Source organism: Wolbachia endosymbiont of Drosophila tristis (assembly GCF_028981745.1).
Classification (GTDB): Bacteria; Pseudomonadota; Alphaproteobacteria; order Rickettsiales; family Anaplasmataceae; genus Wolbachia; species Wolbachia pipientis.
Genome location: NZ_JAPQLN010000027.1, coordinates 11,411 through 27,259 on the forward strand (window position 1 = coordinate 11,411; position 15,849 = coordinate 27,259).

A 15,849-nucleotide genomic window follows, 5' to 3' on the forward strand; every position below is an offset into this window, starting at 1 on the left:
AAATATAACAACTTTTATATCAATAGGCAAGAACTGAATTCACTTATCCACTACAAGTAACACATATTGAATTTTTACAGACGTGAACATGCTGTAAGCTCTTTATCATCAACAAGAGGACTCACATTAATGGATGTTAATTTACTTGATAGGAAGTTTGAATGCAATTCAGCTACTGCTGCTATAGCAAACACTGCAGCCATAGCAAGTAGTCCTGCTCCTATCAATCCTGATGTCATTGCTCCTGCAACAATGCACCCTATTGTGGAGAGAGCACAACCTGCTACAAGTGCAACGTGAAGATTTCTGTTATTGGGTTGGTTTTTAAGTAGGATATCTTTCTTAACTTGATCTGGATTTGCTTGACCATCTGAGTTTTCATTTTCTTGCATTTTTGGCTCTTTTTTTACAGTCTGCTCTGGCTGCACTTGAGTCTCGTTTTCTTTTGGGGATTCCAAATTTGATTCTAATAACTCAGTTTTTTCTCCACCCTCTGGTTGTAAGCCATTATCTCCTTCAACAGAGCTCAATGTTGAGTTTAAACTTTCCTCAGATGAAGTGCTTGTTACTAAAGTTAAACTGCTCCTTCTGCTACTTACTGGTGATTTCAAACTTTCTTTACTCGTTCTAGGTGAGTCTATTCCACTATCTGAGTCATTGCCACTACTGAGTTTAGAAGTTTTCTTCTCCTCTATTTCTTTCACAACCTTGCTATATTTTTCAAACACTTCCTCTGCAACATCTGAATTACTAAGTATTTTATTATCACCACTTTTTTTCTCAGCTACATTCAAGGGTGTTTCTTGTGTGTTGTTTTGCTCTTCAATATGTTTTAGCTGCATTTGATCTTCAATATTTTCTTCAACAGCATTTGGTATTGAGCTTACACTGCTGCTCCTGTTAGTAATATCCAAAATTGTTTTTACTATTTTTCCTCTTATTGTTTGTGGTCTTTGTGATTGTTCTCTTTCATTGTTAAATACTGTAGGTACAGCTAGTTCTTCTGATTTTATTACTTCATCTTTCAATGCAGGAAGAAAGTTTTCGATATAATACTTATAATGTTTTTGATATTCCTCTTGTTTTTCTGGTGATTTTTCTAATTGTTCTCTCAGCGATTTTTCTAATTCAGTTAATACCTCAGGACTAGCTCCTTCCTTGAACAACTCTATGCATTTTTTGATAGTTCCATCTCCCTTTTGTGGGCTTCCATATTTATGATTTTCTTTTGTTACCTTTTTGTATATAGTGTCGTGCAATTGTTGGTTAATATCTTTTTTAGAACTTAGCATAGACTCCTCTATACATAACAAAATGTATAGATACCTCTTTAGCGTTAATTTTACATTAAAACTGGGCAATTATGCCATATTATAAATAATTGCGGCAACTTGCTTATTGGAAGGTCGCTTAACTATTTGCTTTCTGGGCTTTCTACTTCTACAGATTTGCTATTAATATGATTCTTTGCTTGTTGAACTAACATATCCACTACTTCTTTTACAGGCTTTTCCTTATCAACCATGCCAACACTTTGGCCAGCCATTAAAGATCCCGTTTCAACATCTCCATCAATTACTGCTCTTCTTAAAGCTCCAGCCCAGAATTTTTCTATTTCAAGCTGCCCATCTTCTTTTGAGATCTGTCCCTTTTGGTATTCATCAATAACTTCTTTTTGACGCTTCATAAAGTCATCGCTTGCTTTGTTGGCTATAGCTCTTACTGGAATTACAGGAAAATCAGCACTTATCTGTACAGAAGGTATTGCATTACGTGCGGCCGATTTAATAAACACTTCCTTAAAATTTTTGTGGGCAATTGACTCATTAGTGCAGACAAATAATGTACCTATTTGACAGCCACTTGCTCCCATTTCCAGGTAATTAACTATCATTTCACCTCTTCCTATTCCACCTGCAACAAACACTGGTATTTGTTCATTTTTAAAATGAGGCAATATCTCTTGTGCAAGAACAGAAGTGCTAACTGGACCTATATGCCCACCTGCTTCCATTCCTTCTATTATTAATGCATCTACTCCCATTTTTACTAACCTTTTCGCAAGGCTTAATGCTGGTGCAAAGCACATAACTTTAATGCCTGCACCCTTGATTTTTTCTATATTAGGCTTTGTTGGCAGTCCACCGGCAAGCACTATATGGCTCACTTTCGTTTCAATACACACATCTATCAACTCACTCAACTTTGGGTGCATAGTAATTAGATTTACACCAAATGGCTTGTTAGTTAATTGCTGCGTCTCTATGATTTCTTTTTTTAGCAAGTCTGGAAACATTGCACCACATGCAATCACACCAAAACCACCAGCGTTTGAGATTGCTGAGACCAAGTTTCTCTCTGAAACCCAGCTCATAGCACCACCCATTATAGCAAACTCACTGCTAAGAAAATCTGTTCCTTTTTTCCAGAGGCTACTTAACATATAACCTATATCATACGTTTAAAAATGTTTTGTTTATCTATAAATGTGTGTTTTAAGGCGCCAAGTATATGTAAGATTATAAAGAGTACCATAAAATATGCAAGCATCGAATGTAGCTCGTTAGCCGTGTTAGCTAGATCTTTGTTTTGATTAATCAACAAAGGGATATGAAAAAAATATTTGATCTGTTTGCCAGAAGCAGAAGACATGACATAGCCAGATAGTGGCATTAGCACCATCAAAGAATATAAACCAAAGTGTACTGCTTTACTTATATTGATCACAAACCGAGAAAAATTTGCTGGAAGTGGTGGAACATAAGTAAAGACGCGAAAAAATATGCGTACTATGATTAATCCAAGAATAGTGATACCGCAAGCCTTATGAATAGCGTATATGTTGAACTTAATTTCATTGCTAAGTGGCAGGCTTTTCATATAAAGTCCAGAACAAAGCATACCGATAATAAAAACAGCCATCAACCAATGGATAACTCTTAAACCTAGGCTATATTTATCGTCTTCCATTTTGATTACCCTAAAGTAGCATTTATATAATAGAAAAACTATTTTTCAATCAAAATCATTAAAGCAATTTAGATTTACCGACAATGTAGCTATACAAATTCGACCCAGCCGGAAGTCAAGGGCACCTAAATCAAGAAACGGATTAAACGAAAAACTTACTTGACAAACTCCGCCAGCCTCCTTATCATGAAACTGAAGCTATTTATTTATCTTCTCTGTACAGATTAAATGACAAAAAAACTCAACGTATCTGGTGTCTCATGTTTAATTTTTTGCACTATGTGCACTCTATGTCTTTATCAAATTTCTAGGTTTTTACCTATACAAGCTGAAATACGCTTATAAAGCATTTAAAACATCAAAAAACGCCAACTTAAAAAATGGATAGTGAATAATTAGCTACCCTAGGGTTTCTTTTGCCTTTTTTTCTGTTTAGTAAATTTCTTAAATATTTATGACTAAAGGTTAGTTGCATTAAAAAGCAGCTAAATCGCGGTTATTAAGCGTTTAGAATAAAAAAAAGCCATACTTGAAAGTATAATGTAAGTAATTAGCCAACCACGGGGCTTCTTTTGCCTTTTTTTCTGTTTAGTAAATTTCTTAAATATTTATGGCTAAACAACAATCGTCATCCCTGTAAAGGTCAAGTATCCCGCTACGTGTTAGCGGCTAAGAGATACCCGGCGGTATGACGGTTCGTGATGGCATGACGATAAGGTTCCAGTGTCAAGCGTTTGGCATGCAAATTTCCTTAAACGTTCGTAAGCTTAAAACTTTACTTTAGATCAAACTGCTGTATAGTGACTTTATAGCTTCAATTTTGTAATGAATATACCTAGTATAGAAAATTGTGATCTTCACAATAAAACCGTCTTACTCAGAGTTGACTTCAATGTTCCTATAAAAGATGGAGAAATTCGTGACGTCACTCGTATTTTGAGAGCATTGCCTACTATTCAGTATTTAGTGAATGCGAGTGCAAAGATTATTATTATATCACATTTTGGACGCCCAAAGGCCAGAGACAATAATCTGTCGCTAAAAAATGTAATTGACACTTTATCGCAGTTACTAAATAAAAAAGTGAAATTCATTGACGATTGCTTTGGTGAAAAAGTACAAAGAGCAGTAAGTGTTATGGATGCAGGAGATATAATATTACTAGAGAATCTAAGATTTTATAAAGAGGAAGAGCAAAGTGACTCAAATTTTGCCAAACAACTAGCATCTCTAGCGGATATATATGTAAATGATGCATTTTCTTGCTCTCACAGAGCTCACGCTTCTATTTCACGCATTACAGAATTTTTACCCTCTTATGCAGGGTTTTGCTTGCAAGATGAGCTAAAGTATCTTGAAAAAGCTGTATCGTTTAAAGCTAAACCTATTACTGCGATAGTTGGGGGAGCTAAAATATCAACTAAAATAAAAGTGCTTATGAAGCTAACAGAAAAGGTTAATTACCTAGTTCTAGGTGGTGCAATAGCCAATAATTTTTTGTCATTTAGCAAAGTAAATATAGGGAAATCTTTCTTTCAAAATGGTGTTGACGACCTTCTGCATAATATTCTTGAAACAGCAAATAAAAACAATTGCAAAATAGTTGTGCCAGAAGACGTTCTGGTTGCAGTAAACTCTGATTACAGCACTAGTATTTCAAGAAGAACTGAGTCCATTTTGGACGGTGATATAATTTTGGATATCGGACCACAAACTTTGAGTACAATAAGCAGTATAATAGCAAGCAGTAAGACTCTGCTGTGGAATGGACCTATTGGTGTTTTTGAACATTCAGCTTTTGCAAGCGGTACAATAGGGGTAATGAAAATCGTAAGTGACTTAACGCACAAAGGAAAGTTAACCAGCATAATAGGGGGAGGCGATAGTCTATCTGCAATAAGCGCTGCAGGCCTTGCCGATAAGGATTTTACATATGTTTCCACTGGTGGAGGAGCATTTTTAGATTGGTTAAGTGGCGATGAAATGCCGGGAGTTGCTGCTCTGCAAAAACGATTAGATTAAAACTTTTTTAAATTATTTCTTATAGGCTAGCTTTTTTGTGAACGTGATTATGTCGAAGACAGTTAAACTAACTTTGTGTTTAATAATACCAATAATAGGATTTATTTTTTATATTAAGGATCATTATTTTCACACCGGCTATGTAGAAGAAAATGTTGAAGTCAATTTTGAACCATTTTTCAGTTCACAACCAGCCACCGTTTCAGAATTAACTGACTTCGATAGAGGAGTGTTGAAAGTTTGTGGAGATTGGGGAGCACATCCAGATAAAGAAGATTTCAAAATTTTACTTAGTTGTCCGCAGCATCAAGAAGTAGTGAAAGGAATATATAAGTGATTACGCCAGATGCGGATTTGGAGTTACTTAAAGATGAACTGGCTAACATTTGGTTTACAAATAGTGGAAGTGAAAAAGAAACTATAGGGTTTGGACATATTTTTTGTGGTGAGCCAAACGATAAATTAGGTGGTATGCATTTTGTAGGTAGATATGTTGAAGCTCAAGAGGATAAATGGGCAGTTGGAATCCTGTGCAATGAATCAGATATTAAGCCGCCGGTTTATACATTTGGAATGAAATATTTGGGTAAGGATGGGGAAGTGAAAGTTAAATGCCCAAATGGATACGCATATAACCTTCATGCCGATAATTTCTGCAACTAAGGCGTTTAAGGAATTAGGAAAAGATGGAATGTGTCTATATGAAATGGAAGATGACAATTATCAATCAGTGTTTGTAAGAAAGAATGATGCTATACTCACGTTCTATCCTGACTTAACACCAAAATGTGATGATAAGAGTACTTATTGTAGTTGCGGTAAATCTTAATTTCAAAACCAATAGGGTGAACAAATGATAAAAATGCTATAGGGTGTAGCAAATCTAAATGAGTTAAAATTTTGATTAAAGGGTTTTGTGAATAATAATGAAGAAGGGCATTATTCGTCTAATAAAAGCAATTCAATACTCTTGTGAAGGAATAAAATCAGCTTTTATATCAGAAATTGCGTTCAGACAGGAGTTACTGCTTTTTATAGTATGTGTCTCAATTTTGTTTGTTTTGGATGTAAGTAATCTAGAATGTGCAGTAATGATAAGCAGCCTATTCCTGGTGTTAATTGTGGAAATTGTTAACACTGCTTTTGAAACGACAATTGAGCGTATTTCCAGTGAACAACACATACTTTCAAAAAAGGTGAAAGATCTAGGTAGTGCAGCAGTTTTTCTTTCATTAATTAACTTCCTGATAACATGGATGATAATATTGATAGGTTAATACGAATGTTATTAAGATATGTTGTCAAACTCACCAATTAAAGTTTTTATATCTTGCGGTAAATCAGAGACAAATTCCATGTATTCCTTACTTTTTGGGTGGTATAAGCCCAGTGTATAAGCATGTAGTGCTTGTCTATTGAAATTACGAATGAAACTAGAGTTTTTAGCATATTTTGTGCTTTTACTACTATTTTTTCCATAAACTTGATCACCAACTATGGAATGTCCTATGTGGCTCATGTGGACTCGAATTTGGTGTGTTCTGCCTGTCTCTAAAGTGCATTTAACGAGGCTTACTTGTCCTATAACTTTTTGCACTAAATAGTGAGTGATTGCTAATTTGCCTGTGATTTTTGTTACACACATCATTTCTTTATTACCGCGTTTGGGAGCAATGTTAGTTTTTATCGTGCCTTGCTGAGAAGATAATGTTCCCCAAACTACTGCTAAGTATTCCCGCTTTATTTTGCGATTCGATAACAATTCAGACAAAAAACTATGGGCTGCTTCATTTTTTGCAATTACCATTAGCCCACTAGTATCTTTATCGAGTCTATGAACAATTCCTGGTCTTACATTAAGGTGAGCGATAACTGCGTTCAAAAGCGTATCATTGTTTGTCCCAGCACCTGGGTGCACTGTTAATCCACTTTGTTTACTCAGAACTATAATGTCCTCATCTTCATAGACGATATTAAGTTTTATGTCATAATTAGGCTCAATTGATGTGGATATGTCAGGTTGAACGAGATGCACCACATACTCTTCATCTGGTTTTACTATGTAGTCATTATTAATTATCGGTGTGCCAAGTAATTTCACCTGCTCATTTTGTATCAATCTTTGCGCTTTGCTGCGTGATATGTTGCATTTTTCAGCTATATAGGTGTCTAACCTTAATTTCTCTTTATCATTATTAACACTTAAGGTTATTATTGAGTAATCTATAGTGATTTACCCCGCGCCATTTCCCATGCTGCTTGAACATTTGGGTCTGTAAACATTGTTGCACTAGACTCAATTTGCAGATCACCTTGTTTTTTAATATGGCAAATTGTTTGAGAGCCATCTTTCCAGTAGATTGTAACTTTATTATCAAAATCTCGTAATGTTGCCTCAACCTTTTTTTCTTTATTATCTTTTTCTTCCAGCTTAATAGATTCTAATAAATAATATAAGAATTCACTTGGTTTGCCGTTGATTTTTTCTTTCCATTCATCTGTTTTTTCTTGTTCAGATTTTTTTTGCTCTAACTTTTCCTTCTTTTGCTGCAGCTTATTTTGTTCTGCTTCCAGCTCTAACTTTCTAACTGTGTCACGTAGTTCTTTGACTTTATTTTCTAATACTAATAATTTATTAGTATTATTTCCATTGTTAGCTTCTAAATCAGGCGTACTTGGTTGAGCTTGCTTCTTTTTTATTTCTTCTAATTCATTCCTTACTACGTTTAATTGCTCCTTCAATTCCGTTTTTTCCTCTTCTGTATCCTCTTTTAACTTTTTTAGCATGCTAAGGAACTCGTTATTATTAGACTGCGTAGTTGATTGAAGCCAGCCTACAAAGCGGCTTGGTTCAAATCGTTCAATTTTATCTTCAGCAATTTTAATAGCATTCTCTAACCTAGAAAAAGTACCTTCAATATCTAGTGAATGTGCTTTTTTTGTCAATTCTTTAGTGTTGTTTAAAACTTCTGAAATTTCTGCATGTAGCCAATCTAAATCTTTTTTGATGTCTTCTCTGATTTTTTTTAGGTGATCAAGCGTTTCTTTAATGTTAATATTTGCAGGCTTTAAAAGACTATTATCAAGTAAATCGCAAGCTTTTTTAAGGTTACTGTCAAATGAGTTGCAAAGCGGACTAAGTAGTTTTTTCATTAGAGATATTAGTTCATTTTCCCTTTTACCAAGCTTATTTTCTACTACTGATACAACCATGCCCTTTCCAGACCAGTATGGAAATAGAAGACCTAAAGAACTGTGTTTTCTAATAGTATGATTTTCATGATCCACGCTATTACTTATTAGATTGCTAAGTGTTGATATGATGCATAAAAGAATAGCGACTAATAAAGCTATTAATATTATTGGAGCATTAATGGATTGTGATATTGCTGAAACTACTATAATAGTACCAAATACATATGATCCAGTAAACAAGAGAATCCTATTTCTATTTTCTGCTTCTATATCTTCTAGTATTTCTCTCTGCGTCTTAGAAATTGGTAAAACTATTGAAAGCTTTTCCCCCTTTTTATCTAAATTTGTTACAATTTCAATTTTTTTAGCTTCTTGAGCAATCTGGCTGTACTGTTCATCAACTTGATAGTTTCCTATTTTTTTATCTATTTCATTCTCTTTTATTTTTTGTGTATTTATAAAGTTTATAACAGCAGTAAATAAGAGAACTATAAGAGGAATAAAGGCAAGAGGTGCTGGCGTGAACGCAAACCCAGCAATACTTACTGTAACAGGCTGAATAGAAAAGGCAGTAAATGCTATAAGAGTAGCAATGGTACTTGCTATCGATATAGTACCAGAATACTTTCTTATAGAGCTCAAAATTCTACTGGGCTGGTCAGAAAGTTTTCTAAATCCTAAAAAATCAAAATAGTCTTTGAAAGGATCTTGAGTATCTGTAACCATAACATTTTTCTAGTTTAAACTTATTTAGGTATACGTTAACCAAACCTTAAAATCAAGTTTCTTAATTTTTCAACATGTGCCAAGGCCTATTGGAGCGCACTGTATTAATCTTTACGTAACGATTTGTTAACCAAACAGAATGTGTGCCATACGTTTCTAGATCAGCATGTTTAATAATTTTAGCGTTGCAAGCTGAATAGTCGAATTCACTTAATTGAATTGTTAAATCAACTTTATCACAATTTTCTGAAATATCTTCTTTTTTATAAGCTAGCAGCACTAATTTATTATTTCCTTTATTATATATGCAGCCATAATCGTTACACTTTAGCCTTTTATCTGAGTTATTGTATTTTTTATGATTCAAAATTTGGTTCTGCCCATTTTGCTTCGCCCATGTTTTGACAACAAAGTTCCTATTTTTTCTGGTGAGAGAATATAGTAAGTTATCACTCTCCTTTGCAGCAACATTATCAGCATTTATCAAGATATCAGGAGTTCTATACATAGCACTAGAGAAAATACCCAGCACAATAAAGAAAATTCCGAAGAAACGCCAATTTCTTTCCCACAAGCACAGCCACAATAACCCAAATGTTATTATAATAATTGATGAGGCAGGAAAAGTACGAATGGGAATAACCAAATACTGAAGACTAGCGATTGCATTTGTTATATACAAAATGCTGTCAATTGGGCGCTCTATAAATGGCGCTATAATCCATTCAACACCCAAAGGAATCAACAAAACATAGATTATTCCAAGTGGAATAATAATTAATGTAACTATTGGTATAGCAACTAAATTTGTGATAATGCCACTAATTGAAAAATAATTAAAATTATATATCGTATACGGAACAGTTGCTAAACTTGCTATTACTGAGCTGATCATTATCGACACAAAATATTTCATTATTTTTATTTTGAACAACTTATTAGCATTAATTTGATAACTGGCAACCAGTGCCAAAACAGCAGAAAATGACATCTGAAAGCCAGGCTTTAAAATTGCTTCTGGTTCTACTGAGAGTATCACTGAAGCAGCAAACGCAATTGCTATTAACCCTCGATATTTTCTCTCTATCATTATTGCAACGAGTACTAAAATCACCATAATGTAGGCACGCTGAGCAGAAATTTGCATACCGGTAATCAATAAATAAAACGTGGTTGGCAAGATAGTAAGGAATGCAGATATTTTCTTGGTGTTATACTTAAGAGTCAAAGTTTCAGATATTGCGAATAAATTACGAAACACTACAAAAAACAGACCAGCAACAAATGATAAATGCAAACCAGATATGGCAAACAAATGTGCTATACCTGAATCTCGTATCGCGTCCATAGTTTTTTGATCTATGCCATCTTTTTTACCGATCAGTAATGCAGAGATTATATCCGCATGTGGTTTTTTGATATTTTGCTGCAGGTTTTCATAAATGTATTGACGGAAAGATTCTATATACTCTAGAAATTGCCTTGCTTCAGCCTTTTTGTGTAGGGCTATTTTGCTTGTTGCAAAACCTGTTGCACTTATTTTCTGGTAATATGCTATTCTTGCAAAATCGTATGCATACTCCGAAGGTGCAATCTTTAGAGGGAAGAGTTTTGCTGATAATTTTACTTGATCGCCTATTTTAATGCCTTTTTCCACTTTGGTTCTAACTGATATTCTGATGTTATCTAGAGCTCTATCCGGTGTCATTCCAGCGCGTGACGCTGGAATCCATATCTTTTTTTTTCTGGATCCCAGTATCAAGTACTGGGATGACAAAAGGGGGCGCTGGGATGACAGGAGAGGATTTTGAGATAGTAGGGGATTTTTCAACAGAAAGCAGAAATTGTTTATATGAGCCCCTGTCGTTAATATCCTTCACTGTGGCAACGATATTTTTTACATACCTCTCTTTATCAAGAATTTGAGTATCAACTAAAGCTGTTCTTAATTTACTGGCTGTAAATCCTATGAGCACTGCAATTAAAGCAATGCATAATATTGCGTACTTTCTGTATAATATTGCAATCAAAATTAGTGTGGGTAAAAGCAAAAGAAAAATAGATATGCAGCTTGGTTCAAAACTTAGGGAAAAATATGTTAAAATTCCTGCACACTGAAGAACAGGAAACCACAGTATCAAGTTATATTGTTCATTGCGCAGATTGTTACGTATATAACTAACTATTATGTCAAGAAAAGTTAATAAGTGTGTCGATATTTGCATGTGGTGAAATTTTATTTTTCTTTTTTCATTATTTGTATATATAATAACTAAATAAGCAACGACGCGGGATGGAGCAGCTCGGTAGCTCGTCAGGCTCATAACCTGAAGGTCGTAGGTTCAAATCCTACTCCCGCAACCATTTTTAAGGATATAGTTGTTCCACTTTCCAATCGCTTCCCTCAACAAGAGTGTATCTAAATCTAATATGCTTCCTATATTCACCTTCTTGCCAAAATTCAATTACTTTTGGGATTACGCAAAATCCCACCCAAAAATCAGGACGAGAAACTTGTGTATTGTGAAATTCTTTTTCCTTCAATTTTATAGCTTGCTCAAAATCTTGCCAATCTTTCAGAATGCTCGATTGTTTTGAGCACCATGCGCTAATTTGACTACCCAGCGCTCGAGAAGAGAAGTATTTGTCAGTTCTTTCATCGTTTAGAAGTTTAACCTCTCCTTCAATTCGCACTTGCCTAGCAAATTCTATCCAATGAAACACTAACGCAGCTTTGGGGTTCTCAGTCAATTCTTTCCCTTTTTTACTGTTTACGTTAGTGAAAAACACAAAACCTTCTTTGCTATATTCCTTTAGTAATACCACTCTTGCAGATGGAATACAGTCTTTGCTACAAGTTGCTAGCGTCATTGCAGTTGGTTGTTCACACGGAGAATTAAGTACTGCTTTGTACCACTTTGAAAACAAATCAAATGGATCTTTTTCAAGTGAAAATATCATATCAAAAAATAAAATCTTAATTCTGGCACGCGTTGCAAAAATAAGTGCTACGGCCATTTTGTCGTATAAGTGTTATGATATTATTGCAAATCTTGCAAGGTTTTTGAACTTTACCATATACGTAAAAGTTATTTTGAAAGTATCCAGCAGATCCAGATGGCTGTGCATAATCTTTCAGTGTTGAACCACCTGCAGCAATTGCATCACTCAGAGTATTTTTTATTTCAGCAGCAAGTTTTTCGCACTCTCTATAGGTCAAGTTTTTTGCTGACCTGAGTGGTGATATACGGGCTCTAAACAAGCTCTCAGAAGCATATATGTTGCCTACGCCAACTATTGATTTATTGTCCATTAACGCTGATTTGATATTCACTTTTTTGTTTTTCAGCAACTCCTGTAAATAGTCTCCACTGAATTCATCCGTGAGGGGCTCTATTCCAAAATCGCTAAAAAAATCCGTTTCTTGTTCTTTATTTAAAACGATAACTAATCCAAATCTTCTTGGGTCATTAAAAATTATTGAAGTATTGTCAGAAAATAAAAATACCACGTGATCATGCTTATTCCGCATTTGATCGTAGTCAGCATATATAAGCTTTCCGCTCATGCCAAGATGTATGATTACAGCCACACTACCATCTGTATTCCAGATGGTATACTTACCTCTACGCTTGATGTTGCGTATGACTTTGCCCTTTAGCATATCATCAATATTTTTTGTTATTGGGGCACGTAAATTCCAATTATTCACTATAACATTACTGATTTGCTTGTTTTTAATTTTATCAAGCAAAAAATTAGAGATTACTTCCACTTCCGGTAGTTCTGGCATGATACCTCCTTCAAAACTTAAGTTTCTGATGGTAATTTTGTCGTTCTCAAATACATTCGAGTATTCTGCGGTGCTTTCTCCTAAAAATTCCTCACCACAAACGAGTTTTGAAAGGGTTCTCTGTCTACTCTGTTGCTGCTTTTTTCTTTTCAAAATATTTTGCTTTAAAGCTTTCGCTAATCTTTTTTTCTCCTCTTCTTTTTCCTTATTCTTTTTTGTGTTATTCATTATCATAATATATAAACTTGCCGTTGTAGCTCAGGTGGTAGAGTACGTCATTGGTAATGACGAGGTCCCAAGTTCGAGTCTTGGTAACGGCACACTGATTATACTTATAATATTGCATAACTTGTAAGCAAGGCTTAGAAGAAAGTTACAGAGGTAAGTTGTCATGCTTTTTCCATATCCTTTCTACCTTCTTGTTTTTGAGTAGCTCTAATGCTTTACAAAAGTGATACCTTGTTTTACTTGGCACTATAATGTCATCAATGTATCCATATGATGCAGCAAAAAATGGGTTAGCAAATTTTTCTTTATATTCTTTAATTAACGTTTGCTGATCTTTTTCGTGTCGAAATATAATCTCAACTGCACTTTCAGGGCCCATCACAGCTATTTCAGCAGTTGGCCAGGCATAATTTATATCACCTTTTAGATGTTTCGAATTCATAACAATGTATGCACCACCATACGCTTTTCTAGTGATAAGGCTAATTTTCGGCACGGTCGCTTCAGCGTAAGCGTAAAGCAGTTTCGCTCCGTGTTGTATTATATTATTGTATTCTTGATTTGTACCCGGCAAAAATCCTGGAACATCAATAAGTGTGATGATCGGAATGTTAAATGCGTCACAAAACCTTACAAACCTCGCAGCTTTTCTTGAAGAATCAATATCCAAACATCCTGCAAGGTGCATAGGTTGATTTGCAACAATACCGACAGTATTTCCTCCAATTCTACCAAAACCAGTTATGATATTACGAGCAAAATCAGGTTTCAGTTCAAAGAAATTCCTTTCATCACAAACTTTTTCAATGAGTTCATACATATCATAAGGAGTATTAGGATTGGTAGGAATTAGAGTGTTTAAGGATTCATCAATGTCGTCAACATCATTACAGATTGGTGCAGATTTTGGTGATTCTTGATTATTTGCTGGTAAGAAAGTAAAGAATTCACGCATTTTTAGCAGCATTTCAACATCATTATTGAATGCAAAATCCGCTACTCCTGTTTTGCCTGTATGAATTTTTGCTCCACCGAGGTCTTCGAAACTTACATCTTCGTAGGTAACCTTTTTTACTACATCTGGCCCGGTTATAAACATATATGAACTGTTTTTCACCATGAAAGTAAAGTCAGTTAATGCTGGGGAATAAACTGCACCTCCTGCACATGGGCCCATAATTAAAGAAATTTGTGGTATAACACCCGATGCATTTACGTTTCTTTGAAAAATTTCTCCATAACCAGCAAGAGAATTTACTCCTTCCTGAATTCTGGCTCCACCAGAATCATTTAGTCCGATAATTGGAACTCTGGCATTAATTGCCATATCCATAATTTTGCATATTTTTTTTGCATGTGACGCACCAAGTGAACCACCAAAGACAGTAAAATCCTGAGAATAAACAAAAACTTTTCTGCCATAAATAGTACCATGACCAATCACTACCCCATCACCTAAAAAATTAGCATTTTGCATGCCAAAATCATTTGCATGATGTTTTACGAATTTATCGTATTCTGCAAAAGAACTTTCATCGAGCAATATACTGAGCCTTTCTCTAGCAGTTAATTTCCCTTTTTCATGTTGTTTGGTAATCCTGTCAGAACCGCCTCCTTTTTCAGCTTCTAGTGCTTTGGTTTTTAGATTTTCTAGTATTTTAAAGTCTTGCATACAATAAAGTAGTTTTCAAATTAGTTGTAGACTTTATTAAGTTTACAAACCCTACTAACTATACACATACACTATTGCTATATGCAACAATGTATGTATGATAATTGTTAATGCTCTGGTGATTCATGGTCACTACTTTGAAAATGTTGCGATGTGTCAACTCTTTTCATATTAGAAAGAGGTGGACTAACTGCACTGCTTTTCGTTTGTGCAAAACTTTTAGCAGCTTCAACAACCTTGCTTATACGAGGTTCTTTTTCTAGCTCTTTTAGGTACTTTGAGAAGATTTCACAACTTTTGTCATCCATATGTACCATTATTTTACCAAAACTTTCAGCTTTTTCAGAAGATAAAATCATTTCGATCTTTTCATCGCCTACCCTAAAGGTCATTTTTACTTTGCCTTGCATATCATGATATTGCCAGCTTTTTATTCAGATTAGATTATCTCCTTCTCCTATTCGCAATGCACCATATTCTAAGTCCTTAAATTCCGGGGAGTTCATAAATTTTGCAGGAGTGATCACACTTTTTTCTGGACACTGTACATAATAAAATTTATTATCTCTTTCTACTACAATTCCTTTTTTTTTGTCATTTTCAATACTATCACTTACAATTTGTTTTAGACGTGACAAATATTCGCCGCGTTCTTTCAGTATATCTTCTGGCAATAATCTCCGAACTTCTTGGCTCACATCAGTGCCTGTTGAAACTAGATTAAACATTTCTAACATAAGAGGCCGTAGTTTTTCTTTTCCAGTCTCAGTAACATTTTTATCTTGCTCCATGAGGTGGTATAAGATCAGTATCGAATAATCTATTATTGATGACTTTTTTCTCCTTGGAATACATCAACACTAAACATGACCTTGTGCTTTTTTGCATCGTCTATAGATTTTTGAAGTCTCTTTGCTATGTTTTCGATAGCTTCATCATTAGGTAAGTGTTCAGGCAATGGCGTCAACTTAAGGAAAAATATCAGCGATAGTATATAAAATTTCTCTCTAAACTTTTTATCATTAAATTATCCAAAGAGTGCAAGGGACAGCACTTTTGTTTCTATTTTATTGCAACAAAAAAGTTTAAAATGTGTCTTTTTTAGGTGAGGCATGCAAAAAGGAAAAGATCTTATCTTACAAATTAAAAATGCAATATACTCGAAAACTTTTCAGAAAATCCATTGTGTTGAGTTTTACACGAACAAGAAAACTTCCTTTTTCGACAGTATTTTCTATGATTT

At 34.6% G+C, this 15,849-nt stretch carries 14 protein-coding genes, 2 tRNA genes and 2 pseudogenes; 6 read left to right on the plus strand and 12 right to left on the minus strand.

Annotation, left to right across the window (positions count from 1 at the left end):
* Positions 1-74: 74 nt before the first annotated feature.
* From OZD64_RS00520 to OZD64_RS00530, 3 genes are all read right to left on the minus strand, one after another.
* Positions 75-1,292 (minus strand): hypothetical protein, encoded by a 1,218-nt coding sequence (locus OZD64_RS00520; RefSeq protein WP_038199547.1) that lies wholly within the window; start codon positions 1,290-1,292, stop codon positions 75-77.
* Positions 1,293-1,414: 122 nt separating this feature from the next.
* Entirely contained in the window at positions 1,415-2,443 is a 1,029-nt protein-coding gene (locus OZD64_RS00525) for an NAD(P)H-dependent flavin oxidoreductase (protein WP_010082023.1), read from the minus strand.
* Positions 2,444-2,448: 5 nt separating this feature from the next.
* Entirely contained in the window at positions 2,449-2,970 is a 522-nt protein-coding gene (locus tag OZD64_RS00530) for a cytochrome b (RefSeq protein ID WP_010082022.1), read from the minus strand.
* A gap of 825 nt (positions 2,971-3,795) precedes the next feature.
* Here OZD64_RS00530 and OZD64_RS00535 point away from each other — a divergent pair.
* The 3 genes and pseudogenes from OZD64_RS00535 to OZD64_RS00555 all read left to right on the plus strand — a co-directional run bounded on the left by OZD64_RS00535 (position 3,796) and on the right by OZD64_RS00555 (position 6,269).
* Complete coding sequence (locus tag OZD64_RS00535; RefSeq protein WP_010963073.1) at positions 3,796-4,992, plus strand: phosphoglycerate kinase; 1,197 nt, start codon at positions 3,796-3,798, stop codon at positions 4,990-4,992.
* Between the two features lie 49 nt (positions 4,993-5,041).
* A pseudogene (locus OZD64_RS06805) lies at positions 5,042-5,821 on the plus strand (EndoU domain-containing protein).
* 97 nt (positions 5,822-5,918) lie between these two features.
* Complete coding sequence (locus OZD64_RS00555; protein ID WP_274999112.1) at positions 5,919-6,269, plus strand: diacylglycerol kinase; 351 nt, start codon at positions 5,919-5,921, stop codon at positions 6,267-6,269.
* Positions 6,270-6,280: 11 nt separating this feature from the next.
* On the opposite strand, the gene OZD64_RS00560 is transcribed toward OZD64_RS00555, so the two are convergent.
* The 4 genes from OZD64_RS00560 to OZD64_RS06715 form a co-directional block, all read right to left on the minus strand.
* Positions 6,281-7,225 (minus strand): RluA family pseudouridine synthase, encoded by a 945-nt coding sequence (locus OZD64_RS00560; RefSeq protein WP_038227940.1) that lies wholly within the window; start codon positions 7,223-7,225, stop codon positions 6,281-6,283.
* Positions 7,216-8,913 carry a hypothetical protein gene (locus OZD64_RS00565; protein ID WP_010082004.1) on the minus strand — a complete coding sequence of 566 codons (1,698 nt, stop codon included), beginning with the start codon at positions 8,911-8,913 and terminating at the stop codon, positions 7,216-7,218. The genes OZD64_RS00560 and OZD64_RS00565 overlap by 10 nt, the downstream gene beginning before the upstream one ends.
* 61 nt (positions 8,914-8,974) lie before the next feature.
* Positions 8,975-10,621 (minus strand): ComEC/Rec2 family competence protein, encoded by a 1,647-nt coding sequence (locus OZD64_RS00570; protein ID WP_274999113.1) that lies wholly within the window; start codon positions 10,619-10,621, stop codon positions 8,975-8,977.
* A complete protein-coding gene (locus OZD64_RS06715) occupies positions 10,608-11,138 on the minus strand; it encodes a hypothetical protein (protein ID WP_274999114.1) in 531 nt (176 codons plus the stop codon). The genes OZD64_RS00570 and OZD64_RS06715 overlap by 14 nt, the downstream gene beginning before the upstream one ends.
* Before the next feature lie 62 nt (positions 11,139-11,200).
* Between OZD64_RS06715 and OZD64_RS00580 the strand changes: the two genes are divergently transcribed.
* Positions 11,201-11,277, plus strand: a tRNA-Met gene (locus OZD64_RS00580).
* Positions 11,278-11,280: 3 nt separating this feature from the next.
* On the opposite strand, the gene pdxH is transcribed toward OZD64_RS00580, so the two are convergent.
* Together pdxH and mutM are read right to left on the minus strand one after the other, a co-directional pair.
* Positions 11,281-11,874, minus strand: coding sequence for a pyridoxamine 5'-phosphate oxidase (pdxH, locus tag OZD64_RS00585; RefSeq protein WP_022626142.1), 594 nt, complete (start codon positions 11,872-11,874; stop codon positions 11,281-11,283).
* A 16-nt stretch (positions 11,875-11,890) separates the two neighbouring features.
* A complete protein-coding gene (gene mutM, locus OZD64_RS00590; RefSeq protein ID WP_274999117.1) occupies positions 11,891-12,706 on the minus strand; it encodes a bifunctional DNA-formamidopyrimidine glycosylase/DNA-(apurinic or apyrimidinic site) lyase in 816 nt (271 codons plus the stop codon).
* Positions 12,707-12,953: 247 nt separating this feature from the next.
* Between mutM and OZD64_RS00595 the strand changes: the two genes are divergently transcribed.
* Positions 12,954-13,026, plus strand: a tRNA-Thr gene (locus OZD64_RS00595).
* 53 nt (positions 13,027-13,079) lie between these two features.
* On the opposite strand, the gene OZD64_RS00600 is transcribed toward OZD64_RS00595, so the two are convergent.
* From OZD64_RS00600 to OZD64_RS00610, 3 genes are all read right to left on the minus strand, one after another.
* On the minus strand, positions 13,080-14,606 hold the full coding sequence (locus OZD64_RS00600; RefSeq protein ID WP_274999115.1) for an acyl-CoA carboxylase subunit beta: 1,527 nt from the start codon (positions 14,604-14,606) through the stop codon (positions 13,080-13,082).
* A 107-nt stretch (positions 14,607-14,713) separates the two neighbouring features.
* Positions 14,714-15,016, minus strand: coding sequence for a hypothetical protein (locus tag OZD64_RS00605; protein WP_010963066.1), 303 nt, complete (start codon positions 15,014-15,016; stop codon positions 14,714-14,716).
* A 24-nt stretch (positions 15,017-15,040) separates the two neighbouring features.
* Positions 15,041-15,334 (minus strand): hypothetical protein, encoded by a 294-nt coding sequence (locus OZD64_RS00610; RefSeq protein ID WP_274999116.1) that lies wholly within the window; start codon positions 15,332-15,334, stop codon positions 15,041-15,043.
* Between the two features lie 384 nt (positions 15,335-15,718).
* Here OZD64_RS00610 and OZD64_RS00615 point away from each other — a divergent pair.
* Positions 15,719-15,849, plus strand: a pseudogene (locus OZD64_RS00615) (IS4-like element ISWosp8 family transposase); the annotation flags it as partial.

Bases quoted from the DNA above. Each gene is read 5' to 3' on its own strand.
- OZD64_RS00520 (WP_038199547.1), bottom strand. From the start codon at position 1,292: ATGCTAAGTTCTAAAAAAGATATTAACCAACAATTGCACGACACTATA.
- OZD64_RS00525 (WP_010082023.1), bottom strand. From the start codon at position 2,443: ATGTTAAGTAGCCTCTGGAAAAAAGGAACAGATTTTCTTAGCAGTGAG.
- OZD64_RS00530 (WP_010082022.1), bottom strand. From the start codon at position 2,970: ATGGAAGACGATAAATATAGCCTAGGTTTAAGAGTTATCCATTGGTTG.
- OZD64_RS00535 (WP_010963073.1), top strand. From the start codon at position 3,796: ATGAATATACCTAGTATAGAAAATTGTGATCTTCACAATAAAACCGTC.
- OZD64_RS00555 (WP_274999112.1), top strand. From the start codon at position 5,919: ATGAAGAAGGGCATTATTCGTCTAATAAAAGCAATTCAATACTCTTGT.
- OZD64_RS00565 (WP_010082004.1), bottom strand. From the start codon at position 8,913: ATGGTTACAGATACTCAAGATCCTTTCAAAGACTATTTTGATTTTTTA.
- OZD64_RS00570 (WP_274999113.1), bottom strand. From the start codon at position 10,621: ATGACACCGGATAGAGCTCTAGATAACATCAGAATATCAGTTAGAACC.
- OZD64_RS06715 (WP_274999114.1), bottom strand. From the start codon at position 11,138: ATGCAAATATCGACACACTTATTAACTTTTCTTGACATAATAGTTAGT.
- pdxH (WP_022626142.1), bottom strand. From the start codon at position 11,874: ATGATATTTTCACTTGAAAAAGATCCATTTGATTTGTTTTCAAAGTGG.
- mutM (WP_274999117.1), bottom strand. From the start codon at position 12,706: ATGCCAGAACTACCGGAAGTGGAAGTAATCTCTAATTTTTTGCTTGAT.
- OZD64_RS00600 (WP_274999115.1), bottom strand. From the start codon at position 14,606: ATGCAAGACTTTAAAATACTAGAAAATCTAAAAACCAAAGCACTAGAA.
- OZD64_RS00605 (WP_010963066.1), bottom strand. From the start codon at position 15,016: ATGCAAGGCAAAGTAAAAATGACCTTTAGGGTAGGCGATGAAAAGATC.
- OZD64_RS00610 (WP_274999116.1), bottom strand. From the start codon at position 15,334: ATGTTTAATCTAGTTTCAACAGGCACTGATGTGAGCCAAGAAGTTCGG.